General features: G+C 65.2%; 19 protein-coding genes and 1 pseudogene. 11 read left to right on the plus strand and 9 right to left on the minus strand.

Features of this window, described 5'->3' with window-relative positions; genetic code table 11:
* Positions 1-841: 841 nt before the first annotated feature.
* The 5 genes from mobA to G6N38_RS01095 all read right to left on the minus strand — a co-directional run bounded on the left by mobA (position 842) and on the right by G6N38_RS01095 (position 6,698).
* On the minus strand, positions 842-1,420 hold the full coding sequence (mobA, locus tag G6N38_RS01075) for a molybdenum cofactor guanylyltransferase (protein ID WP_163745861.1): 579 nt from the start codon (positions 1,418-1,420) through the stop codon (positions 842-844).
* 18 nt (positions 1,421-1,438) lie between these two features.
* Positions 1,439-2,515, minus strand: coding sequence for a 2-oxoacid:ferredoxin oxidoreductase subunit beta (locus G6N38_RS01080; RefSeq protein ID WP_163745862.1), 1,077 nt, complete (start codon positions 2,513-2,515; stop codon positions 1,439-1,441).
* The gene (locus tag G6N38_RS01085; RefSeq protein WP_163745863.1) at positions 2,512-4,455 is read right to left on the minus strand and encodes a 2-oxoacid:acceptor oxidoreductase subunit alpha; all 1,944 of its coding nucleotides are present in this window, start codon (positions 4,453-4,455) and stop codon (positions 2,512-2,514) included. Before G6N38_RS01085 ends, G6N38_RS01080 begins: the two co-directional genes overlap by 4 nt.
* A 286-nt stretch (positions 4,456-4,741) precedes the next feature.
* Positions 4,742-5,587, minus strand: coding sequence for a PfkB family carbohydrate kinase (locus G6N38_RS01090; RefSeq protein WP_407662887.1), 846 nt, complete (start codon positions 5,585-5,587; stop codon positions 4,742-4,744).
* A 106-nt stretch (positions 5,588-5,693) separates the two neighbouring features.
* Positions 5,694-6,698 (minus strand): LacI family DNA-binding transcriptional regulator, encoded by a 1,005-nt coding sequence (locus G6N38_RS01095; RefSeq protein WP_163745864.1) that lies wholly within the window; start codon positions 6,696-6,698, stop codon positions 5,694-5,696.
* Positions 6,699-6,779: 81 nt separating this feature from the next.
* Between G6N38_RS01095 and G6N38_RS01100 the strand changes: the two genes are divergently transcribed.
* The 6 genes and pseudogenes from G6N38_RS01100 to G6N38_RS01125 all read left to right on the plus strand — a co-directional run bounded on the left by G6N38_RS01100 (position 6,780) and on the right by G6N38_RS01125 (position 13,779).
* Positions 6,780-7,940, plus strand: coding sequence for a phytanoyl-CoA dioxygenase family protein (locus tag G6N38_RS01100; protein WP_163745865.1), 1,161 nt, complete (start codon positions 6,780-6,782; stop codon positions 7,938-7,940).
* Positions 7,937-8,943 (plus strand): annotated as a pseudogene (locus G6N38_RS01105) (Gfo/Idh/MocA family protein). The gene G6N38_RS01100 and the pseudogene G6N38_RS01105 overlap by 4 nt, the downstream one beginning before the upstream one ends.
* Complete coding sequence (locus tag G6N38_RS01110; RefSeq protein WP_163745866.1) at positions 8,940-9,821, plus strand: sugar phosphate isomerase/epimerase family protein; 882 nt, start codon at positions 8,940-8,942, stop codon at positions 9,819-9,821. Before G6N38_RS01105 ends, G6N38_RS01110 begins: the two are co-directional and overlap by 4 nt.
* Positions 9,818-10,795: a Gfo/Idh/MocA family protein gene (locus G6N38_RS01115; protein ID WP_163745867.1), complete on the plus strand. Its 978-nt coding sequence runs from the start codon at positions 9,818-9,820 to the stop codon at positions 10,793-10,795. The genes G6N38_RS01110 and G6N38_RS01115 overlap by 4 nt, the downstream gene beginning before the upstream one ends.
* A 41-nt stretch (positions 10,796-10,836) precedes the next feature.
* A complete protein-coding gene (locus G6N38_RS01120; protein WP_179968473.1) occupies positions 10,837-11,343 on the plus strand; it encodes a nitroreductase/quinone reductase family protein in 507 nt (168 codons plus the stop codon).
* 501 nt (positions 11,344-11,844) lie between these two features.
* The gene (locus tag G6N38_RS01125) at positions 11,845-13,779 is read left to right on the plus strand and encodes a hypothetical protein (protein ID WP_163745869.1); all 1,935 of its coding nucleotides are present in this window, start codon (positions 11,845-11,847) and stop codon (positions 13,777-13,779) included.
* Positions 13,780-13,870: 91 nt separating this feature from the next.
* Here the strand turns inward: G6N38_RS01125 and G6N38_RS01130 are convergent, their stop codons facing one another.
* From G6N38_RS01130 to G6N38_RS01140, 3 genes are read right to left on the minus strand one after another with little or no spacing between them, the layout of a single operon-like run.
* Entirely contained in the window at positions 13,871-14,674 is an 804-nt protein-coding gene (locus tag G6N38_RS01130) for an ATP-binding cassette domain-containing protein (RefSeq protein WP_407663036.1), read from the minus strand.
* Positions 14,675-14,693: 19 nt separating this feature from the next.
* Positions 14,694-15,752, minus strand: coding sequence for an ABC transporter permease (locus tag G6N38_RS01135; RefSeq protein WP_163745871.1), 1,059 nt, complete (start codon positions 15,750-15,752; stop codon positions 14,694-14,696).
* 17 nt (positions 15,753-15,769) lie between these two features.
* Positions 15,770-16,759 (minus strand): substrate-binding domain-containing protein, encoded by a 990-nt coding sequence (locus G6N38_RS01140; RefSeq protein ID WP_163745872.1) that lies wholly within the window; start codon positions 16,757-16,759, stop codon positions 15,770-15,772.
* A gap of 118 nt (positions 16,760-16,877) precedes the next feature.
* On the opposite strand from G6N38_RS01140, the gene G6N38_RS01145 reads away from it, so the two are divergent.
* Positions 16,878-17,651, plus strand: a complete 774-nt coding sequence (locus tag G6N38_RS01145; protein ID WP_163745873.1) for a TIM barrel protein — start codon at positions 16,878-16,880, stop codon at positions 17,649-17,651.
* 4 nt (positions 17,652-17,655) lie between these two features.
* Here the strand turns inward: G6N38_RS01145 and G6N38_RS01150 are convergent, their stop codons facing one another.
* Complete coding sequence (locus tag G6N38_RS01150) at positions 17,656-18,387, minus strand: GntR family transcriptional regulator (RefSeq protein WP_163751730.1); 732 nt, start codon at positions 18,385-18,387, stop codon at positions 17,656-17,658.
* A 152-nt stretch (positions 18,388-18,539) separates the two neighbouring features.
* Between G6N38_RS01150 and iolC the strand changes: the two genes are divergently transcribed.
* Genes iolC through iolD form a run of 4 tightly spaced genes read left to right on the plus strand, consistent with a single transcriptional unit; the run spans position 18,540 to position 23,216 of the window.
* Positions 18,540-19,511, plus strand: a complete 972-nt coding sequence (gene iolC, locus G6N38_RS01155) for a 5-dehydro-2-deoxygluconokinase (protein ID WP_163745874.1) — start codon at positions 18,540-18,542, stop codon at positions 19,509-19,511.
* A complete protein-coding gene (locus G6N38_RS01160) occupies positions 19,504-20,382 on the plus strand; it encodes a Cgl0159 family (beta/alpha)8-fold protein (protein WP_163745875.1) in 879 nt (292 codons plus the stop codon). Before iolC ends, G6N38_RS01160 begins: the two co-directional genes overlap by 8 nt.
* A 3-nt stretch (positions 20,383-20,385) precedes the next feature.
* Complete coding sequence (gene iolB / locus G6N38_RS01165; RefSeq protein WP_163745876.1) at positions 20,386-21,261, plus strand: 5-deoxy-glucuronate isomerase; 876 nt, start codon at positions 20,386-20,388, stop codon at positions 21,259-21,261.
* A 2-nt stretch (positions 21,262-21,263) separates the two neighbouring features.
* Positions 21,264-23,216, plus strand: coding sequence for a 3D-(3,5/4)-trihydroxycyclohexane-1,2-dione acylhydrolase (decyclizing) (gene iolD, locus G6N38_RS01170; RefSeq protein ID WP_163745877.1), 1,953 nt, complete (start codon positions 21,264-21,266; stop codon positions 23,214-23,216).
* Positions 23,217-23,219 lie beyond the last annotated feature (3 nt).

Consider the following 23,219-nt stretch of genomic DNA (forward strand, 5'->3'; position numbering starts at 1 on the left):
GGCCGGCTGGCATCACCTCGGGACTTGGTCACCCGGTGATCCACGAAAGGCCCTTCGGACCTCCCGGCCCCGCACACACGCAGGGTTCGAATGTGTGGAGTTATGGGTCGAGATGTTTGCTCCCAAAGGGAACGGGTAGGACCGTACGGAGCCGATCACATGAAGTCACATCAAAGAGAGGCTTATATCGGTTCGATAACAGGACAATCACGACTGCAACCTATGAGTTGTCTATGCAGGTCAGCCCAGCATTTCGCGACCAGGCATTACATTGACATGCCTGTGAATTTTGTGATCTAAATCACGCATTATTTGTGGGCTGGGCCACAGGATTTCGATAACGGAACACACCGATGCCGTTGCTCCAAGGCACCTACCGTCCACTTTCCGGGCCTCGAGCGCCCCGAGGCGCCGATCCCATTAGCTGGACACCTCTGCCAGTGCCGTATTCGCTGGGAGATCAAATCCCTTGCCAGAGAGCGGCTTTCATAAATCCGCGTCGGGCGGCCCAACCATGGGCCGATGGCCGGGCGATGGCGGTCCCGGCCGCTCGAGCCCAGAATGCCTTGCGCGCCAGGCGTGTTCAAGACGGCCGAAATGCTGCCCGGAGCCGCCAGGCACGACCCCCATCCAGCGCACCGCCCCGTCCCCACGCGATTCCCTGTCCGGCGCGAAACCAAAGGCGAAATGGCTGGATATCGCGGCTCTTCAGCAACGCCGACGAGTGAAATACGTTCTGGCCCAGTAGATCTTGCCGCTCAAAAACCCAGAATGAACGCAATATGTCGATTCGATAAACAGGATTTCGAAATTCGCGCCTAAATTGGATGAAAATACAGGTTTATTGTGCTATTTGCTGTTGCAGATCGGCCGGAGAATTGACGTTCGCCAGGACCGGGCCGACCGGAATCACGACCCGCTGGGTGACGACCGTCTCGGCCAGCGCCCGCATGCTGCGCTCGCCCGCGGCGACCAGGGCGTCGATGTGGTCAGCGAGGTCAGTGCGGTAGATGCCGGCCAGGTAGTGATCGCGGCCGTCCCAGGGCAGCACGATGTCCACTCCCTGGTGCCCGACCAGCATGTCGATGACATCGGTGGTCAGGAACGGCATATCGACCGCGCTCACGAACGCCCGGTCCAGGCCCGCCGCCGCGGCCGCCCGAAGGCCGCGGCCAGTGGCCAGCAGCGGCCCCACCCCGCGAACCTCGTCGCGCAACACCTCGGCTTCCAGCGCAGGCAGTGCCTGGCCGGGGGCGGCGATCACGAATACCGGTGCACAGCGGGACCGGAGAACGCCCACGGTGTACTCGACCATCGTGGTGCCGCCGTCGGGATGCGCCAACGTGGCCTTGTCCCGGCCCATCCGGCGCGACGCCCCACCAGCCAACACAACGGCGGCCAGCGGGGCGGGCGTGCTCACGGCTCGGTCTAGTCTCGGCTAGTCAACGGTCCAGGTGTCGCGACCGCGCAGCAGCGATTGCAGCGCATGCCGGTCATGCGGCGTTGCCTCCCGTGCCAGGCGGACCTGGTCGCGGGCGGCGTCGTCGTAGCTCGGCCGGCTGACCTGGCGGAAAACACCCATCACGGTGTGCTCGAGGTTCTGCTCGGATAGCCGCGACAGCGCGAAGGCGTAGGCGGAGTCGGCGATGGTCGCGTCGTGCACCACGATGTCGCTGGCCGCGACGTCGGCAGTCTTGGCGACGTCCAGCCCGAACCCGGTCTTGACCACGCAGTACTCGCCGTTGGCGCCGAAGGTCACCGGCTCACCCTGGCGGACGTTGATGATCCGCTCCTCGGCGCCTTCCTTGCGGAGCAGGTCGAACGAGCCGTCGTTGAAGATCGGGCAGTCCTGCATGATCTCGACCAGTGCGGCGCCACGGTGCGCGGCGGCCGCCTTCAGCACCTCCGACAGACCCTTGCGGTCGGAATCCAGCGCGCGACCGACGAACGTCGCCTCGGCGCCCAGCGCCAACGACACGGGATTGAACGGATAGTCCAGCGAGCCCATCGGGGTGGACTTGGTGACCTTGCCGACCTCGGAGGTCGGCGAGTACTGGCCCTTGGTCAAACCGTAGATCCGGTTGTTGAACAGCAGGATCGTGATGTTGACGTTGCGGCGCAACGCGTGGATCAGGTGGTTGCCACCGATCGACAGTGCATCGCCGTCACCGGTGACCACCCAGACCGACAGATCCGGGCGGGCCAGCGCCAGCCCGGTGGCGATGGTCGGGGCACGGCCGTGGATCGAGTGGAAGCCGTAGGTCTCCAGGTAGTACGGGAAACGACTGGAGCAGCCGATGCCGCTGACGAACGCGATGTTCTCGCGGCGCAGGCCCAGATCCGGCAGGAAGTTGCGGATCGTGTTGAGGATGACGTAGTCACCGCAGCCGGGGCACCAGCGCACCTCCTGGTCGCTGGTGAAGTCCTTGGCTTTCTGCGGCTCGTCGGTGGTCGGCACCCACGCCGTCTTGGACACACCAGGTGCCAGCAGATCCGAGCCGATCAGGTCAGTCATCCGTTCACTCCTGCGCCAACTGTGCCGGTACTCACGGTAGCTGCCGCAAGTCTGGCGAATTTCGCTTTATCGCTTTCCTTTTCGGCCAGCGTCCCATCCAGGGCGGCGTCGATGATGCCCTCCAACTCGTCGGCCAGGAACGCCATGCCCTCCACCTTGGTCACCGAGTGGACGTCGACCAGGTATGTGCCGCGCAACAGCAACGCCAACTGGCCGAGGTTCATTTCCGGGACGACCACGTTCGGGTACTTACGCAGCACCTCACCGAGGTTCGCCGGCATGGGATTGAGGTGGCGCAGGTGAGCCTGGGCGACCTTGATCCCGCGACGGCGCGCCCGGCGGCACGCCTCACCGATCGGGCCGAAGGAACTTCCCCAGCCCAGGATGAGCAGCTCGGCATCGCCGGTCGGGTCATCGACCTTGATGTCGGGCACCTTGACCCCGGCGATCTTGGCCTGCCGCAACCGGACCATGAGGTCGTGGTTCGCCGGCTCGTAGGAGATGGCACCGGAGCCGTTGGCCGATTCGAGGCCGCCGATGCGGTGCTCCAGACCGGGGGTGCCGGGAACCGCGAACTGGCGGGCCAGCGTCTCCGGATCGCGGGCGTAGGGCTGAAAATCCTCGCCGGCCTTGGCGAAGTTGGGCTCGATCGCCTCGAAGGAGTCGATGTCCGGGATCCGCCACGGCTCGGAGCCGTTGGCGATCGCACCGTCGGACAGCAGGATGACCGGCGTCCGATAGGTCAGGGCAATGCGGGCGGCCTCGATGGCCACCTCGAAGCAGTCCGAAGGGGTACTGGCAGCCAGCACCACCACCGGCGACTCCCCGTTGCGGCCGAACATCACCTGCAGCAGGTCCGCCTGCTCGGTCTTGGTGGGCAGGCCAGTCGAGGGGCCGCCGCGCTGCACGTCGATCACCAGCAGCGGCAGCTCAGCCATCATGGCCAGGCCGATGGCTTCGGACTTCAGCGAGATCCCAGGGCCCGACGTGCTGGTCACGCCGAGGGCGCCGCCATACGACGCACCGATCGCGGCGCCGACGCCGGCGATCTCGTCCTCGGCCTGGAAGGTCAGAACGTTGAAGTTCTTGTGCTTGGAGAGCTCGTGCAGGATGTCCGACGCCGGCGTGATCGGGTAGGTGCCGAGCACCACCTGGATGTCGGCGAGCTGACCGGCGGCGATCACGCCGTAGGCCAGTGCCGTGTTACCGGAGATCTGCCGGTACTCGCCGGGAGCCAGCTTGGCCGGGGCGATCTCGTAGGTGGTGCCGAACGCCTCGGTGGTCTCGCCGTAGTTCCAACCGGCCTTGAGCGCCAGGACGTTCGCCTCGGCGACGTCGGGCTTGCGGGCGAACTTCTCGCGGATGAACGTCTCGCTGGTCTCGATCGGCCGGCCGTACATCCACGACAGCAGTCCGAGCGCGAACATGTTCTTGGCGCGCTGGCCGTCCTTCTTGGATGCACCGATTTCCTCGACGGAGCCCAGCGTCAGCGTGGTCATCGCGACGGCCTGCACAACGTAGTCAGACAGCTCGCCGCTTTCCAACGGGTTGTTCTCGTAGCCGACCTTGGCGAGGTTGCGCTTGGTGAATTCGTCGGAGTTGGCGATCACCAGCCCACCGCGTGGCAGGTCGCGAATGTTGGCCTTCAGCGCCGCGGGGTTCATGGCGACCAGCACGTCGGGACGGTCACCCGCGGTGAGGATGTCGTAGTCGGCGATCTGGATCTGGAACGACGAGACGCCGGGCAGGGTGCCCTGAGGAGCGCGGATCTCGGCGGGGTAATTCGGTTGGGTCGCAAGGTCATTGCCGAACAGCGCGGCCTCTGAGGTAAACCGGTCACCGGTCAGCTGCATGCCGTCGCCGGAGTCACCGGCGAATCGGATGACGACCTTTTCCAGCTTTTGCCGGTTGCCCGGAGCACCGTTGCCGTTGGGACCCACGTCCCCGCCTTTCGTCATGTCCCGCCAGGTGTGGATTCCGCGTCGCTGTCTCAGGTGGACGCGCCGAAAGAATCGACAGCCCAGGAGTTGCTGTCACTCGCAGTACCGATTATTGCACTTTCTTAGGCAAGCCAGACCACGACCAGAGGCCGACACGCCGCCGGGCCTGCGTAGAAGTCACAGCTCACAGAGTCAAGCCGCCGCCAGATGAGACAACAATGTGTCATTCGTCACTTTTTGAGAATGGCATTCTCTAAGAGAAGAACTACTCGCGGGTAGCTCTCAGTTACCGCCGCGCTCGCAGGCGTTTATCCAGTTCACTGGCGACCAGTTCGCTGGCCTCTTTCGCCGCGGCGCGCGGATCGGCGCCGGCCGCACGATTTGCCACATAACAGGTGGTGAACATGTCACCGGCCCCGGTGGTCTGCACACCCTCCACCCGCCAGGCGGCCGGCACCCGCACGCAGCTGTCGCCGGTGTAGATGTCACAGCCCTCGGAGCCGTAGGTCACCAGGATCTCGGGCACGCCCAGGCGCGCCGCGGTCGCTTCATCGAAGGGTCCGTCGGCGACGATGACGGCCTCATCCTCGGCCAGCTTCAAGATGCTGAGGTGGGCCAGCAACTCCGGCGGGTAGTGCCGGTCCACGACCAGCGGCCCGAGCAGGTCGGCGCGCACCAGGCCCTGGCCGTCATAGGCGACCCGATGGCCCCGCTGCGCCAGCAGAGCCAGCGTCTGGGCGGGAAAGTCGGTGCGCAGCAGCGGTGCGAGGTGCACCCACGTCGTCCCAGGGGCCGCGGCTTCAACCTCCGCCTGGCCCCACACCGGGCCGACGGCTTCCACCGACATCCGGCGGTGATCGACGTCGTCGTAGTCCAGTCGGAACGAGCTGGTGCGGTCCGCCGTCAGGATCCGGATCATCGACCCGAAACGCTGCAGCAGCGGGTCGAACAACGGCCGGTCCGCGGCGGCGGCGAGCGCGACGATGCCGCCAGGTACGCCGGCGGCCTCCATGGCCACGCCAGAGAACGACGCGCACCCGCCGGGGGTCTTCGGGCCGCCGTTGATCACGTCGATGGCCAGATTCCCCAGCACGGTCACGCCGGCGACGAGCTCGGCGCGCTGTTCTGGCACGGAATGTCTCCTCTGAGATTTGGGCGTCGGGCACGTAGGTGCATTCATCGTCGCCGTCGGCGCGAAATGCTAGTCGGGATTTCCTCGAATCAGCGACTTGGTGAGTTCAGCCGGGAAGGTTGTACGGGGTGATCACCTGGATCGGGACGGGGCGGGCGGGCTCGCTGGGCAGCGCCCCGTGCTGCTGCAGGATCAGTCGCATCGCGAGCCGGGCGTCGGCGCGCAGGTCGTTGTGCAGCACCGCCGAGATCCGGCCCTCCCGCAGCAGTCGGCGGTTGTCAAGGTCCAGGTCATGAGCAATAAAGACTCGGCACACGCGTCCTAATTGGTCGAACGCCGCCACTGTGGCGGTGTTGCCGCCACCGACGGAATAGACGGCCTCCACCGCGGGGTGCCGTTCAAGGGCGTCGAGCACCAGGCGCTGGTTGGCGGCGTCGATACCGTCACTGCCGCTGACCTCGACGATGCCGCGCCCCGACTTGCGCAAGGCGGTCCGGAAGCCGACCTCTCGTTCGGCCTCCCCACGAAACACCGTGCGGCTCAAGGTGATCAGCACGTCGGCGGGCTCCTCACCCAGCCACTGGTCCATCAGGTAGGCGGCGGTGACGCCGGCGCCGTGGTTGTCGATACCCACATAGGCACAGCGCGAGCTGGCCGGGATGTCGGTCGCATAGGTCACCACGGGCACGCCGGAGGCCGCCAGCCGGTCAACGGCCTCGGCGACCTCGGGTTCGTCCTGGCCCTTGAGCACCACGCCGTGGCTCCCCTTGATCCGCGCGAGCGTCTCCACGGTCTGCTCCGTCGACCCGGACTCCCACAGGTGGAAGCGCGCACGCAGCATCGCCGGGGCGAACGCGGGTAGCTCCGCTTCGACCGCGGCACGGAAGGCGTCGGAGAACCGCTGCGGCGTCTGCATCACCACGTCGAACAGATAGCGCCGTCCGTTGAGCCGCAGTTGGGCACGCTGTTTTTCCAAGTCCTCTATCGCCTGCGCCACCTCGGCGCGGGTGGTCTCCCGTACCCCTGGGCGATTGTTGAGCACCCGGTCGACGGTGGCCTCGGAGAGCCCCGATTGCTGGGCGATCTCGCGGACCTTGAATCGGTGCGCCATGGGGTGGACCCTATCGAACTGATGGGTTTTTGATGGTTTTCTGGTGTTGATTGCGGGCCGCCTCACCGCAAGACTTGCCGCATGGTCGAAGTGAGCGCACGGGTAGAGCCATGGCTGGACGAGTCGGCATTCTCCCTCGATGAGCTGCGAACGTTGACCGACCGGGACACCGATCTCGACGCGTACCCGCATGCCGCCGAGGTCCGGCAGAACGTGCTGGTCTACTCGGCCACCGAAATGCTGCGCGCCGACCGGCGAGCGCTGCAGGCCGAGCTGATCACCGCGCTGGCCGACGGTCCCGGCGTCGTGGTGTTCGCCGGCGCTTTCCCCGCCCGGGTGGTCGATGCGGCCAGCGTGGCATTCGGCGCACTGATCGACGCCCAGCGGCAGGCCGGCGGTGCGGCCGGTGACCACTTCGGCGCCGCGGGCGCCAACGACCGGCTCTGGAATGCCGCCCAGAAACTCGCCGTGCACTCCCCGGCGGTCTACGCCGACTACTACGCCAACGATCTGCTGGCCCTGGTCTGCCAGGCCTGGCTCGGCCCCCGCTATCAGGTCACCTCCCAGGTCAATGTCGTCAATCCCGGCGGTGCAGCTCAGGTTCCGCACCGCGACTACCACCTCGGTTTTGTCGCCCCCGGCCAGCTCACCGACTACCCGGCGCACGTGCATCGGCTGTCGCCCATGCTGACCCTGCAGGGCGCGGTCGCGCATACCGACATGCCGCTGGAGAGTGGGCCGACAATGTTGCTGCCCCACTCCCAGCTCTTCGGGGGCGGGTACGTGGCGTTCAACTCACCGGAATTCATCGACTACTTCGCCAACCGCCGGGCGCAGATCCCACTGCGCAAGGGCGATGCGGTGTTCTTCAACCCCGCGCTCTACCACGGCGCAGGATCCAATACCTCGGCCGACCTGCGGCGGATGGCCAACCTGCTGCAGATCTCCTCACCGTTCGGCCGGGCAATGGAATCCCTCGACCGCACGGCGATGGTGCGCGCGGTGTATCCGGCGTTGCGCGCCATGAAGGCCGCGGGCCGCCCCGCGGCAGAACTGCTCAACGCGGTCGTGTCCACCGCCGAGGGATATCCCTTCCCCACCAACCTCGACCACGACCAGCCGCTCGGGAGCCTGGCTCCACGCAGCCAGGTCGACGTAGTACTCGCGGCGTTGGCCGACGATCTTTCCCTCGATGACCTCGCTGTCGCGCTGCGCGACCAGAACGAACGGAGAATCCCATGACCACACTCGGTGTCATCGGCCTGGGCCGAATCGGTGCCTTTCACACCGAGACGCTGAGCAACCTCGACGGTGTCGACTGTCTGGTCGTCACCGACGAACGCCCCGATGTGGTTACCGCCGTCGCGACAAAATTCGGCGCCAAGCCGGTGAATTCGGTTGCGGAGCTGCTGAATTCGGGCATCGACGGCGTGGTTGTCGCGGCCGCCACTCCGGCGCACGCGGAGCTCACTCTGGCCGCCGTCGCCAAGGGCCTACCCACGTTCTGCGAGAAGCCCATCGCATCCACTGCCGCCGAGAGTGCCCGGGTGGCCGAGGCCATCCTCGCCTCGGGTGTCCCCGTGCAGGTCGGTTATCAGCGCCGCTTCGACGCGGCGTTCGCCGCCGCCAAGGCCGCCGTGGACGACGGCTCGCTCGGCATCCTGCACACCGTGCGCAGCACCACCATGGATCCTGCTCCCCGCCGATGGACTACATCAGGGGTTCGGGCGGCATCTTCCGCGACTGCGCCGTGCACGACTTCGACATCATCAACTGGATCACCGGGCAGCGCGCCGTCGAGGTCTTCGCCACCGGCACTGTCCAGGGCGATCCGCTGTTCGGCGAATACGACGACGTCGACACCGCTGCCGTCATCGTGAAGTTCGATGGCGGCGCGCTCGGCGTGGTCTCCAACGCCCGCTACAACGCCCGCGGTTACGACTGCCGCCTCGAGATCCACGGCTTCGGCGACAGTGTTGCGGCAGGCTGGGATCAGGGCGTACCCGTCCGAAACACTGATCCGCACAACACTTTCCCTGAAGGGCCCGCACACCACTTCTTCATGGACCGGTTCACCGACGCGTTTCGCACCGAGTTGGCCGCCTTTGTCGAGGTGACCAAGGGCAATGCCATCCTGGGAGCTACCGTTGCCGATGCGGTCGAGGTGGCCTGGATCGCCGAGGCCGCCACCCAGTCACTGCACCGGCGCGTGCCGGTGCTGATCGAGGAGATCAAGACCCGATGACTGCCATCAAAATCGCCGGCGCGCCGATTTCGTGGGGCGTGTGCGAGGTGCCCGGCTGGGGCTACCAGTTGCAGCCAGACCGGGTGCTGACCGAAATGCGCGGTGCGGGGTTGACCGCCACCGAACTCGGACCAGAAGGGTTCCTTCCGTCGGATACCGATGAACTGAAAACCGTTCTGCGGGAAAAGGACCTGGAGTGCGTCGGCGGTTTCGTCCCCGTCGTGCTGTTCAAGGACGACCACGATCCCGCCGACGACCTGGCCGGACCACTGGAATCGTTGGTCGCCGCAGGCGCCGGTGTGGTGGTGCTTGCCGCGGCTACGGGATCTGACGGCTACGACTCACGACCCGTCCTCGACGACGGTCAGTGGTCGACGCTGTTCGCCAACCTGGACCGACTGGCGGGGATCGCCGCCGCCCGGGGTCTGCTCGCGGTGCTGCACCCGCACGTCGGCACGGTCGTAGAAACCAAGGACGATGTCGACAAGGTTCTCGCCGGGTCGTCGATCCCGCTGTGCCTGGACACCGGTCATCTGCTGATCGGTGGCACGGATCCCCTGGAGTTGGCGAAGTCCGTGCCAGGCCGCATCGCCCACACCCATCTCAAGGATGTCGACGCGACGCTGGCCGAACGCGTGCAGTCCGGTGAGCTCACTTATACCGAGGCGGTCGCCCAGGGCATGTACACGCCGCTGGGCACCGGCGACGTCGACATCGCGGGCATCGTTGCGGCGCTGCGGGACAACGGCTTCGATGGCTGGTTCGTGCTCGAGCAGGACACCATCCTGGGCGGCGAGCCCCAGGGCCAAGGCCCGTTGCGTGACGTGCTGGCCAGCGTGGCTTATCTGCAGAGCGTCGTGGGCGGCGTGCCGGCATGAGCCTGCGAATCGGCGTGCTTGGCGCATCCCGAATTGCCGAACACGCGATCGTTGGACCGGCCCACGAACTGGGTCATCGCCTGGTCGTGGTGGCCGCCCGGGATCCGCAGCGGGCCAAGGCCTTCGCCGATACCTACGGTGTCGAGCGGGTCGCCACCGGCTACGCCGACGTGGTCGAGGACCCTGAGGTCGACGTCATCTACAACCCGCTGGCCAATGCGCTGCACGCGCCGTGGAATCTCGCGGCGATCACGGCAGGCAAGCCGGTGCTGACCGAAAAGCCCTTTGCCCGCAACCACACCGAGGCACTAGCTGTCGCCGATGCCGCCGAGCGCTCCGGGGTGAGCGTCCTGGAGGGCTTCCATTACCTGTTTCATCCGGTGGCTCAGCGGATCTTCGAGCTGGCCACCGGCGGCGAGCTCGGCAATATCCACCACGTCGAGGTACGGATGGCGATGCCCGCGCCGGCCACCGGTGACCCCCGCTGGTCACTGGAGCTGGCCGGTGGCGCGCTGATGGATCTCGGGTGTTACGGCCTGCACATCATGCGCCAGCTCGGTGCCCGCGGGCTGGGCCGGCCGGCGATCACCGCCGCGCACGCCTCGCAACGAGGCCCCGGCGTCGACGAGTGGTGCGACGTCGACCTGAGTTTCCCGTCCGGGGCCACCGGCCTGTGCGCCAACAGCATGACCGCAGCGCACTTTTCGTTCACCATCAACGTCGTCGGAACCAAGGGTGACGCCCTGGTCCACGACTTCATCAGGCCCCACGCCGACGATCGGATCACCGTTCGCACGCCGGCGGAGACCCGCGTGGAACACCTGGGCACGCGGCCGTCGTACGCCTACCAACTCGAGGCGTTCGCAGCGCACATCCTCGACGGCGCGCCGTTACCGATCGGCATCGATGACGCCGTGCAGAACATGCACTACGTGGATGCCGCCTACCGTGCGGCGGGGATGTCACCACGCTGATCGGGTTCTGCATCGGGCCGCCATCGGGCACGATGACAGACATGCCGCAAACCTTCCCGGAGGGCCACTGGGGACGCGAGGACATCTCGCCTGTGTTCAAGCCCGTATACGCATTCGCCTCAACGGCACTCGGTTCGCGCGTCATCAAGGCGCTCGTCCCGCTCGATCGCCGCGTGCTGAAGGCGACCAACGGGAAGTACACGCTGTTCGGCCCCACCTCGATGCCCGAATTGCTGTTGACCACGACCGGCCGCAAGTCCGGCCAGCAGCGGGTGTCGGCGCTGAGTTATCTACGCGACGGCGACCGGCTGCTGGTCCTCGGCAGTAATTTCGGCGAGCAGCACCACCCGGCCTGGACCCTGAACCTGATCGCCGACCCGCAGGCCGTCGTGGCGATCAACGGCATTGACATTCCGGTGACCGCCACCCTGCTGTCGGGCGCCGAGGGAGAACCGGGCCTACAGCGCTTTCTGGCCTACCCGATGTACCAGTCGTATCGCACCCGCACCGATCGCGATTTGCGGCTGTTCGCGCTGACGCGCCGCTAGGTCAGGCGCCAAAGGCGGATAGGTACCCATACGACCAGCCCTTTGACTGCCTCATGGGCTGGTGACAAACTGCGGCCGAGTACGACTGGTACACAACGACACACGGAGCAAGATTGAACAGGTCGCCGAGCGAGCGTCCCCCGTCCGAATGGTCTTGCTGAGCTTCTTTGCACCGCTTAGGATCGGCTCTCCAGTTAGGACTGATACTCCGCGTTGTTTGAATCAGTGGCAATGGGCGCGATCAGCCAAGAACGACGTTCGATCAAGGGTCTGCAAGTGCGACAGCGACCAGGCTGGATGTGCCGTTAGATTCCGCGCACGCAGCTAGGGTGGCGATTCATGCGGTGGATAGGCCCTGCGGCCGGCGGCTTCATCTGGCTCGCTCAGCGACTCTGGTCACGATGTCGTTCGACGGCAGGCACCACCAGTGGATCAGACAGACCTCGACGAGGAGGGGTGATGCTCGTTCGTCAACACGAGAGTGTCGTAGAAGAACTCAGCATGCAACTGCAGTTCCGCGATCCGATCACAAGCAGCGGCTCGATTATGACGCTACCCGCAGCGACAGCGGACCTCAGAGATTGGGTCGCCGATCGGCGCAAGTTCTTGTCCATCCAATATGCCGACTGGATGCAGGTCATCGGCGACTTCCGCGACAGTCTCTCAACGGCCGGCCCGAAGCTCCGCGCCATCGTTGAGTCGTCAACAGCGCAAATTGACTCGCAGCTGCAGAATCTGTTTTCGTCAGCGCTAGACGCGGCCGGGAAAACTTCTTACGACATTGACGCGAACGTGCGAGCTGCCACGCTGCAGTCGCTAGAACAGCTTGAAGCCGAATTAGCCACTGAGACAGCCATTGTCGAGGCCTGGCGTGATCTAGTGAAATCGGTCCAGACGCCGAATCGCTCCGTTGAGGAGATCTCGCGTAGACGCGACACACTATTCGCCATTGCGGAGCTTCGGAACCTCGATGTCGTGGGCCCCTTCGGCACTTTCAGCAAGGTAGATGCGGTCCTGACTGACGTAGCCGACGCGGTCCAAGCAGAACTTGACGGCGAGGCGGGCGTCGAGAACCGACGAATTTTCCCACCGAGTTGGGACCCCAGCGGCCAGCCCACCTGGAGGCGGCTGCAACTTTGCGAGCGAGTTTTGACCCGCCCGGCTTTCCGGGGTGATTGCATCGTCTGGCTCCGACTAGAGCCGACATTTCTACCACGCGGCGATGTCAGTCATGGGCAGGTTACGTTCTACAACGCATCGCATTTGAGTGCCTTCGTTCGGCAACCCGAAGGTGCGGACCAGTTCTTTGATGTAGTGCCAACAGAGGTTCTCACATCCCCCCCATCTGAACGCGCACCGCTCTTGAGAGGGGGTGACTCCGAGTGGGAAGATAACTGGAACATGGCCTACGCGCGTATTGTGCTGCCAGGCATCGAGGTTCACACCGCAGAGGCGAAGGCCATCGCGCTAGTGGAAGCCCTCAAAGCGGTGAACCACGCCACGAAGGACACCTGGAAGATGCTCAGGGGCCACCTTCTATTTGTCGATGGCGAACTAAGATCACGATACTCCTGGGGCCCAAAAGAAGAGCGGCCCGAACACTACTATCCGCAGAACGATTGGATGGCCCGAGATTTGCGCCGAATGGCGCGGGCAAATCAGAGCCTCGATCCACAGTCGATACACGACCTGCAAGACGCCATGAATATGAGCACGGCGCTCAAAGCAGCTTCCGACGAAAGCCCACAGGCGGTCGTGATGGCGTCGGTTCGGGCAATCGAGCATATGAACGCGTGGACCACGGGCGGTGTAAAAGACTGGGCGGACTTCGTATCCAGCTACTTCAAGAAGGCTCAGGCTCGGGTAAGGGTCGTTGAGTTCATCAGCCACTTCACCAGGGAAGCCATCGACCACCAGCCCGATCGGCGCCCAGGTGCGCCACGCGCCCCCCAGCAATCGCTATTCGACATCCGCTCACGCCTAATGCAAACAGTGGGAGCACACGAGTATTTCAACGCTCGTGGCGCTGTCGATGAGGTCGCCGCGTTGCGCAGCATCTACGCCGACCATTTTCTGTCCCGCGGGCTAGGGGAAGTCGATACTATCTTGGCAACGCCCGAAGGGATGTTCGGTCAACTTGAGGAGCAATGCCGGCGATTTGACCGTCTGCTCGCTCGCCTTAAGCGGCTGCGCAACTCCGCGATTCACGGCGGCCCGATATCGGAGACTGCGTGCCAGTCGGTGGATACGTTCGCCTTCAACCTTGGTCACCAATGCCTCAACGAGGCCATGCGAGCGCTGCTTGTCGGGACCGACATCGTCTCGCATATAGATGCGTACCGAGCCGACCACATCGACAGGTTCCAGCGTATCGAGACGTCCGGCGAGATCGACGCATTGTTTGTCGAGTATGACCCCGAAGACGACGTCCTCTGAGCACTTCTCCGTGGTCATGGCCGATACTCGCCGTCCGCTCGGCGGCCTCGACATTCCCGACACCCGATTCGCTAGACGACCACCCGCTGACTCAGCGACCCAGCTCGTGGGTGAGCGCCTCGAGCTCGTCGCCGCCGGCCATTTCCTGGGTCAGATGCTCCAGAGTGATGTCGTCGTATGTGCAATCCAGCTTCTGGCGGCCGCGGTTGAGCAGCACGAAGTGGTCGCCGACCATGTGCGCGTGGTGCGGGTTGTGGGTGATGAACACGACGCCGAAGCCGGCCTCTTTGGCCGCAGTGATGTATTTGAGCACGACACCGGATTGCTTGACACCCAGTGCGGCCGTCGGCTCGTCGAGGATGAGCACCCGCGCACCGAAGAACACCGCCCGGGCGATCGCCACACACTGGCGCTGACCGCCCGACAGGGAACCGATGGCCACGTCGACGTCGGGAAGGTCGATGCCCATCTTCGACAGCTCGGTGAGCGTGGTGGCTCGCATGGCGTTGGCATCCAGCGCCCACGGGAAGCTCTTCTTGCGAATCTCCTGTCCCAGGAAGAAGTTTCGCCATACCGGCATCAGCGGAACGACGGCGAGGTTTTGATAGACGGTGGCGATGCCCTTGCCAAGGGCATCGGCCGGTGAGCCGAACTTCGTCGGCTCACCGTCGACCAGGAGCTCACCTTCGGTCTGCTGATGCAGTCCCGCGATGATTTTGATCAACGTGGACTTGCCCGCACCGTTGTCACCGAGGATGCCGGTGACCTCGCCGGCGTGCACCCGTAACGAGATGCCTTTGAGTGCAGTGATGTTGCCGTAGCTCTTACCGACTTCCCTCAGCTCGACGAGAGGTACTTTGCCGCCGGACGGGGCTTCTTCAGTGGGACGGTCCATGGTTGCGGTCACTTCTCTTTCACCTCTTGGCGGCGTAGTTGCGGAAGGCGTTGTTGGCGATCACCGCGAACAGCAGCATCGCGCCCAGGAAGAACTTGAACCAGTCGGGATTCCAGCCTGCGTAGACGATGCCCTGGTTCGTCATGCCGAAGATGAACGCGCCGATGGCGGCCCCGACAGCGGTGCCGTAACCACCGGTCAGCAGACAGCCGCCGATGACCGCGGCGATGATGTAGAAGAACTCGTTGCCGATACCCTGGCCGGACTGAACGGTGTTGAACGCGAACAGCAGATGCATGCCAACAAACCAGGCGCAGAACCCGACGAACATGAACAGCCCGATCTTCACCTTGGTCACCGGCACACCGACCGCGCGGGCGCTGTCCGCGTCGCCGCCCACGGCGAAGATCCAGTTGCCGATCTTGGTCTTGAACAGCACCCAGGTGGCCACCGCGGTGAACACCAGCCACCACACGACGGTGATCCGGATGCTCACGCCGAACAGGGTGAATGACGAGGCGAACACCTTCTGCGCCGAGTCCCAACCCTGCATGTCGTTCACACTCTGCGTGGCGACCTGGCCCGAAACCAGCTTGGTGACAGCGAGATTGATACCGGCGAGCATGAAGAACGTGCTCAGTGTGATCAGGAACGACGGGATCTTGGTCTTCATCACCAGGTAGCCGTTGAAGAAGCCGACGGCCAAGGCCAGGATCAGCGCCAGGCCGGCACCGGCCCACAGATTGAGGTGCAGATTGTAGGCCAGCATCGAAGCAGCCAGCGAGCTGAACGTCACCGCGACACCCGTGGAGAGGTCGAACTCGCCGCCGATCATCAGTACCGCGACACCGCACGCCATGATCCCGATGGTGGAGCTGGCGTACAGGACGGTGGCCAGTGACGAGGCCTGCCGGAACGGATCGGCCACGATCAGGAAGAAGACGAAGATCCCGATGGCGCCGATTCCCGCGCCCATCTCGGGCCGAATCAGCAGGCGTTGCAGCCGGTTCCGCTCCTTGACCCGTTCATCGCGGACGACTTTGCGGTCGGCGATCTCGAGATCTGATTGCGTAGTCATGTCTTTTCCCAGGCTCGCTATCGGGTCCCGCCCTTGGCCAATTCGGCCACGGCGTCGATGTTGGACTTGTCAATGAAGGAGGGGCCGGTCAGAGTCGCCTGACCGCCACCGATCAGGTTCTTGTTGCTCAGGTACAGCCACAGCGAATCGATCGCGAGGTAACCCTGCAGGAAAGGCTGCTGGTCGACGGCCCACTGCACGTCGCCCTTCTGGATCGCGTCGACGAGTGCGGCATTGGTGTCGAAGGTGACGATCTTGGCGTTGCTGTTGGCGTTGTTCTTGGACTGGACGGCGGTGAGTGCGATCGGTGCGCCCAGCGCGACGACAGTGTCGATCGACGGATCCTGTTGCAGCTTGGCTGTGATGGTGGACTCGACCGACGGCATGTCCTTGCTGTTGACGTTCAGCAACTCGGTCTGACCCTTGAAGCCCTGGGTCACACCCGCGCAGCGGGATTCCAGCGCGACCTGACCCTGCTCCTGAATGACACAGAGGATCCTCTTGGCACCGTCGGCGGTCAGTCGCTCACCGGCCGCGATGCCCGCCAGCTTCTCGTCCTGGCCGAAGTACTCCTGGACGCCCATGGCCTTCCAGCTGTCGTAACCGGAGTTGAACGCCACCACCGGAATGCCCTTGGCCTCGGCGGCCTTGACCGCGGGGGCCATCGCGTCGGGCTTGGCCAGCGTGACGGCGATGCCTTTGACCCCGCTGTCGATCGCGCTCTGGACCAGGTTGGCCTGGTTGGGCGCCTCGGGATCGTTGGAGTAACGAAGCTCGATGTTGTCCTTTTTGGCGGCTGTCTCGGCACCCTTGCGAATCAGGTCCCAGAACGAGTCGCCGGGCACCTCGTGGGTGATCATCGCGACGGTCATCCGTGGCGTGTCGACGGTGCCGCCACCGGAACCGCCGCCGCTGTCCCGTGGCTTACCGCCGGTGGCAGAACAGGCAGCAAGCCCGAGGACGAGCGCACTCGCGCCTGCCACCGCCGCTAGCCGAATGAACCTCATGACGACTCCTTGTCCATCGCGCAGCACACGCTGATCCCTCGATGTAATACGGCTCACAGCGGAAAGTCAATACTTTGTTCGGACATTAGGACTGCAGGTCAAATGCTAGGGTGCTGCCATGACCGATTTCGACCTGGCGGTATGCGCCGAAATGGTGTTCCGCGACCTGCCAATTCTGGAGCGGGTGCGACGCATCGACGAGCTGGGCTTCGCGGTGGAGATCTGGAGCTGGGACGACAAAGACCTGGCCGCACTGGCCGGCACCGGAGCCCGGTTCTCATCGATGACGGGCTACCTGCAGGGCGACCTGATCGATCCACTGAGTGCCGACGAGGTGGTGCGGACCGCCGAGTTGAGCATCAAAGCCGCTGAGACACTGGGTGTTCCGCGCCTGAACCTGCACACCGCCGAGCTCGTCGACGGTCGCGCCGCCCGCCCGCGGCAGCGGGCCACCGGACAGATGTGGCTCACGGCGCAGCGCTCGCTGGAGCGGATAGGCGAACTCGGCGCTGCCGCCGGCGTGACGTTCTGCGTGGAAAACCTCAACTCGATCGTCGACCACCCCGGCGTCCCGCTGGCCCGGGCCAAGGACACCCTCGCGCTCGTCGAGGGCGTAGGCCACCCGAACGTCACGATGATGCTGGACCTCTACCACGCCCAGATCGGCGAGGGGAATCTTGTCGAGTTGGTCCGCCGGTGCGGCGCTGCCATCGGTGAGATCCAGGTGGCCGATGTGCCTGGTCGCTGCGAGCCCGGTACCGGCGAGATTCACTACCCCGCGATCGCGAAAGCATTGCGCGAGATGGGGTATGCCGGGCCGATCGGTCTGGAGGCGTGGGCGTCCGGCGACAGCGAAGCCGCACTCGAGGCCTTCCGCGCGGCGTTCTCCTGACGCTCTACCGGTCGACGAGTGTGGTGTCGAAGTAGTACCGCGAGGCGCGATAGCAATGGGTGCCGAACTCGACCGCACGCCCGGAATCGTCGAACGCGGTGCGGTCCATGGTCAGCAGCGGGGCGCCGGGCTTCTCGTCGAGCAGCCTTGCCTCGCCTCGGCTGGCAGCCTTGGCTCCGATGCGCTGGCTGGCCAGCCTGATGTGCACCCCGCGCGAGCGCAGCGACTGGTAGAGACCGTTCTGCTCGAGTTCCTCAGCGTCGGGCGCGATCTCGACCGGAAGGTAGTTGATCATCAACGCCAGCGGTTCACCATTGGCGCACCGCAGGCGCTTGATGCAGGCGACCTCACGGTCTTCGGCAATGCTGAGTTCACGGGCGACGTCCTCACCGGGAGGCCCCACGTGGTACGCCAGCAGCTGGGTGGTCGGTTCCTGACCGGCCCGGGCCAGATCGTCGAACAAGCTGGTCAGCTCGACCCGTCGGTGCACCGGATTCTGAACGACCTGAGTCCCCACGCCGCGCTTGCGAACCAGCAATCCCTTGTCGACAAGCTCCTGGATCGCCCGCCGAGTGGTGGGCCGGGACAGCGTGAGGCGCTTGGCCAATGCCAGCTCATTCTCGAACCGATCGCCGGGCGCAAGTTCGCCACTGCGGATGGCGGCCTCGATCGCCTGAGAGAGCTGATAGTAGAGGGGAACAGGGCTTGACCTGTCCAGCTCAACCGTCAACGGCACATCGACTCCGATCTCGAACTCGAAATCCCAACAGTAGCTGAAGTCTAACACCGGCTGTGCAAAAGATAGAATGTCAGGACAAAGTATTGACAGACCGCTGTGGCGGGGGCACAGTCGTAACAAGTCCCCATCGAGCCCTGAAGAGAGCTGACGTGACTACTAACCCACCCTTCGATGTACTCGCCGTCGGGCGCAGTGGCGTCGACGTCTACCCGCTCCAGGTCGGTGTCGGCCTGGAGCACGTGGAGTCCTTCGGCAAGTTCCTCGGGGGCAGCGCGGCCAACGTCGCTGTCGCAGCCGCCCGCCTCGGTAACCGCACCGCATTGATCTCGGGCGTCGGAGCCGACCCGTTCGGCCGGTACGTACGAGCCGAACTCGATCGCCTGAACGTCGACAACCGCTACGTCAACGTCCACCCGGAATACCCGACCCCGGTGACGTTCTGCGAGATCTTCCCGCCCGACGACTTCCCCCTGTACTTCTACCGCAAGCCCAGTGCGCCCGATCTCCAGATCACTGCCGACGAGCTCGATCTCACCGCGATCCGCGATGCCCGGGTGTACTGGTCGACACTCACCGGCCTGTCCGAAGAGCCCAGTCGCGGTGCACATTTCGCGGCGTGGGAAGCACGCGCACGCAAACCGCTGACGATCCTGGACCTCGACTACCGCCCCATGTTCTGGGACTCCCCTGCCGCCGCCGCCGAGCAGGTTCAGCGCGCGCTGGGCCACGTGACCGTGGCGGTGGGCAATCGGGAAGAGTGTGAGATCGCCGTCGGAGAGACCAATCCACACAAGGCCGCCGACGCGCTGCTTGACCTCGGCGTGCAGCTGGCGATCGTCAAACAAGGCCCACGCGGAGTGCTGGGCAAGACCCGAAGCGCATCGGTAACGGTGCCGCCTGTCGACGTCGACGTGATCAACGGCCTAGGCGCCGGGGACAGCTTTGGCGGAAGCCTGTGCCACGGTCTGCTGCACGGATGGCCGCTGGAGAAGACCTTGCGCTACGCCAACGCCGCCGGCGCGATCGTCGCATCGCGGCTGGAGTGCTCGACAGCGATGCCGACGGCCGAGGAGGTCGCCGCACTGGCCGAGCAGACCGCAGTGGAGGCCGTCAATGTCTAGTGCCTGCAAGGATTACGCCGATATCACCGAACTGCGGGCGGGCGATCCGTCCGCGATCGCGCGGGCGTGGCAGACCCGCACCACCCGGCCGGTCGTGCGCGGCAACGGACGGCTGATGATCGTCGCCGCCGACCACCCCGCCCGGGGGGCGCTGGCCGTCGGCTCGCGACCCACCGCGATGAACAGCCGCACCGACCTCCTCGACCGGCTGCGCACCGCGCTGGCCGACCCCGGGGTCGACGGTGTGCTCGCCACCTCCGACATCCTCGACGACCTGCTGTTGCTCGGCGCGCTCGAGGACAAGGTGGTGTTCTCGAGCTTCAACCGCGGCGGGCTGGCCGGTGCGGGATTCGAGTTCGACGACAGGATGACGGGCGCCACTGCGGCATCGACCGCCGCGGCGAAGATGAACGGCGGAAAGATGTTGTGCCGCATCGCGCTCGACGATCCCGGCACGGTGGCGACGATGGCGGCGTGCGCTCAGGCCGTCGATGAACTGGCCGCGCACGGCCTGATCGCCATGGTCGAGCCGTTCATGTCGGCCCGCGTCGACGGGAAGGTCCGCAACGACCTCAGCCCGGACGCGGTGATCAAGTCCATCCACATCAGCCAGGGGCTGGGGTCTACCTCGGCCTACACCTGGATGAAGCTGCCGGTCGTCGACGAAATGGATCGGGTGATGGAGTCCACCACGTTGCCCACGCTCCTCCTAGGTGGTGACCCCACCGACCCCGACGAAGCCTTCGCCAGTTGGGAAAAGGCGCTCTCGCTGCCGTCGGTCCGCGGTCTGATCGTGGGTCGTACCCTGCTGTACCCGGCCGACGAGGACGTGAGTTCCGCCGTCGCGACCGCCGTGTCGATGGTGAGATGACTGATGCACAGCAAGTACTACATCCCCGCCCGCAGTGCCGAGCTGCCCTTCACGGTCGACGTGACACCCCAGTCGGCAGGCTGGGCCGAATCCTCGTTGCAGGTGCTCGAACTCGACGATAGCCAAAGCGCCGAGCTGCACACCGGCAGCACCGAGGTGATGGTCCTGCCGCTGGCCGGCGGCGGCACCGTCGCATGTGGCGGTGAGACGTATCGGCTGTCGCGCCGCGAATCGGTCTTCGACGGCCCCGCCGACATGGTGTACCTGGGCATCGATCAGGAGTACGTGGTCGCCGGCGAAGGCCGGTTCGCGATCTGCGGCGCCCGTGCTTCGCGGTCGTTCCCGAACCGCCGGGTGGCCGCTGCCGACGTCGCCGTCGAACTGCGCGGCGCGGGCAACTGCAGCCGTCAGGTACACAACTTCGGCACCGCAACCACATTCGAGGCCGACTCACTGATCGCCTGCGAGGTGATCACCCCCGGCGGCAACTGGTCGAGTTACCCCGCGCACAAGCACGAGGAGAACACCGACGTCGAGACCCAGCTCGAGGAGATCTACTACTTCGAGATCGCCGACAGCCCGGCGGGCACGTCGGGGTTCGGCTATCACCGGGTATACGGCACGCGGGAGCGCCCGATCGAGGTGCTTGAAGAAGTCCGTTCCGGTGATGTCGTGCTGGTGCCGCACGGTTATCACGGCCCGTCGATAGCGGCACCCGGCCACCACATGTACTACCTCAACGTGATGGCCGGTTCCGGCCCGAACCGGGCCTGGCTGATCTGCGACGACCCCGACCACACCTGGTTGCGCAACAGCTGGGAACACCAGGAGATCGACCCCCGGTTGCCGATCGGCAGCCCGTCCGGGATAGGAGCCTGACCGTGGTATCCACCGCACCCAAGGGTGGCGAGAAGCTCCCCGACGCCGAGGTCACCGTGCGACTCACGGTGGCCCAGGCCACCATTCGGTTCCTCGCCAATCAGTACATCGAACGCGACGGAGCACGCAGCAAGTTCTTCGCCGGGTGCCTCGGCATCTTCGGTCACGGGAACGTTGCCGGGCTCGGCCAGGCGCTACTGCAGGACGAAGTCGAGTCGCGCGAGGCCAGCCGCGAACCCGGCCTCAAGTACGTGCTGGGCCGCAACGAACAGGCGATGGTGCACACCGCAGTCGCCTACGCGCGGCAGAAGGACCGGCTCGAGGCCTGGGCCGTCACCGCCAGCGTCGGACCCGGCTCGACCAACATGCTGACCGGCGCCGCATTGGCGACCATCAACCGGCTCCCGGTGCTACTGCTGCCCGCCGACACATTCGCCACCCGGGCCAGCTCCCCCGTGCTGCAGGAACTCGAGCTACCGTCGTCCGGCGATGTGACCGTGAACGACGCGTTCAAGCCGCTGTCCCGCTACTTCGACCGGGTGTGGCGGCCCGAGCAACTGCCCGCCGCACTACTCGGTGCCATGCGCGTACTGACCGACCCCGTCGAAACCGGTGCGGCAACAGTGTCGATCCCCCAGGACGTCCAGGCGCAGGCCCACGACTGGCCCGAATCACTCTTCGCCGAACGCACCTGGCACATCGCTCGCCCCTTGCCGGAACGCTCGGTGATCACCCGCGCGGCCGAGATCATCGCGGCCGCAAGACAACCGCTGATCATCGCCGGCGGCGGTGTGCACTACTCCGAGGCCGAAAACGCGTTGGCCGCGCTCTGCGAGCAGACCGGTATTCCGGTCGCCGAAAGCCAGGCCGGCAAGGGTTCGCTGCGCTTCGACCATCCGCAGAACGTCGGCGCCGTCGGTTCCACCGGCACCACCGCCGCCAACACGCTGGCCGCCGACGCCGATGTGGTCATCGGGATCGGCACCCGCTACAGCGATTTCACCTCCGCGTCGCGCACCGCGTTCAACAACCCGCAGGTACGGTTCGTCAACATCAATGTGGCCTCGCTCGACTCCGTCAAACAGGGTGGTGTCAGCGTCGTCTCCGATGCGCGGGAGGCCATCGAGGAACTCGCGCCGGCGCTTGACGGCTACCGCGTTAGCGACGAATATCGTGCCCGCATAACCGAACTCGCCCAGGGCTGGGAGGACACCGTGTCCTCGGTGTACGCCACCTCCGACGACGATACGGGGTTGACTCAGAACCAGGTCATCGGGCTGGTCAACACGCTCTCGGAGCCGGGCGATGTCGTCGTGTGCGCCGCTGGCTCGATGCCCGGGGATCTGCACAAGTTATGGCGCACCCGGGACCGCAAGGGCTACCACGTCGAGTACGGCTACTCCTGCATGGGTTATGAGATCGCCGGCGGCATCGGTGTGCGGATGGCCGCTCCCGACCGCGACGTGTTCATCATGGTCGGCGACGGCTCCTATCTGATGATGGCCACCGAGCTGGTGACCGCCGTACAGGAGGGCATCAAGGTCATTCCGGTCCTGGTCCAGAACCACGGATTCGCCTCCATAGGTGGCCTTTCCGAGTCGCTGGGTTCGCAGCGGTTCGGCACGTCCTACCGGTATCGCAGCGACGACGGGCGCCTCGACGGCGACAAACTGCCCGTCGACTTGGCCGCCAATGCCGCCAGCCTCGGAGCCGACGTCATCAAGGTGACCACGGCCGGCGAGTTCGCCGACGCCGTCAAGGCCGCCAAGGCCGCCGACCGTACCACCGTCATCCACGTGGAAACCGACCCGTTGATCTACGCGCCGGACAGCCAGTCCTGGTGGGATGTGCCGGTCAGCGAAGTCTCCAGCCTGGAGTCCACCCAGACCGCCTACCAACGCTACGCGGACTGGAAGAAAGTCCAACGCCCCCTGGTCAACCCGTCCGATCGCTAAGAG

The sequence above is a fragment of the Mycolicibacterium helvum genome (assembly GCF_010731895.1).
Taxonomy (GTDB): domain Bacteria; phylum Actinomycetota; class Actinomycetes; order Mycobacteriales; family Mycobacteriaceae; genus Mycobacterium; species Mycobacterium helvum.

Bases quoted from the DNA above. Each gene is read 5' to 3' on its own strand.
- G6N38_RS01130 (WP_407663036.1), bottom strand. From the start codon at position 14,674: ATGGACCGTCCCACTGAAGAAGCCCCGTCCGGCGGCAAAGTACCTCTC.
- G6N38_RS01100 (WP_163745865.1), top strand. From the start codon at position 6,780: ATGGTCGAAGTGAGCGCACGGGTAGAGCCATGGCTGGACGAGTCGGCA.
- iolB (WP_163745876.1), top strand. From the start codon at position 20,386: ATGCACAGCAAGTACTACATCCCCGCCCGCAGTGCCGAGCTGCCCTTC.
- G6N38_RS01145 (WP_163745873.1), top strand. From the start codon at position 16,878: ATGACCGATTTCGACCTGGCGGTATGCGCCGAAATGGTGTTCCGCGAC.
- G6N38_RS01140 (WP_163745872.1), bottom strand. From the start codon at position 16,759: ATGAGGTTCATTCGGCTAGCGGCGGTGGCAGGCGCGAGTGCGCTCGTC.
- G6N38_RS01135 (WP_163745871.1), bottom strand. From the start codon at position 15,752: ATGACTACGCAATCAGATCTCGAGATCGCCGACCGCAAAGTCGTCCGC.
- G6N38_RS01080 (WP_163745862.1), bottom strand. From the start codon at position 2,515: ATGACTGACCTGATCGGCTCGGATCTGCTGGCACCTGGTGTGTCCAAG.
- G6N38_RS01095 (WP_163745864.1), bottom strand. From the start codon at position 6,698: ATGGCGCACCGATTCAAGGTCCGCGAGATCGCCCAGCAATCGGGGCTC.
- G6N38_RS01125 (WP_163745869.1), top strand. From the start codon at position 11,845: ATGCAACTGCAGTTCCGCGATCCGATCACAAGCAGCGGCTCGATTATG.
- G6N38_RS01120 (WP_179968473.1), top strand. From the start codon at position 10,837: ATGCCGCAAACCTTCCCGGAGGGCCACTGGGGACGCGAGGACATCTCG.
- G6N38_RS01160 (WP_163745875.1), top strand. From the start codon at position 19,504: ATGTCTAGTGCCTGCAAGGATTACGCCGATATCACCGAACTGCGGGCG.
- G6N38_RS01115 (WP_163745867.1), top strand. From the start codon at position 9,818: ATGAGCCTGCGAATCGGCGTGCTTGGCGCATCCCGAATTGCCGAACAC.
- G6N38_RS01110 (WP_163745866.1), top strand. From the start codon at position 8,940: ATGACTGCCATCAAAATCGCCGGCGCGCCGATTTCGTGGGGCGTGTGC.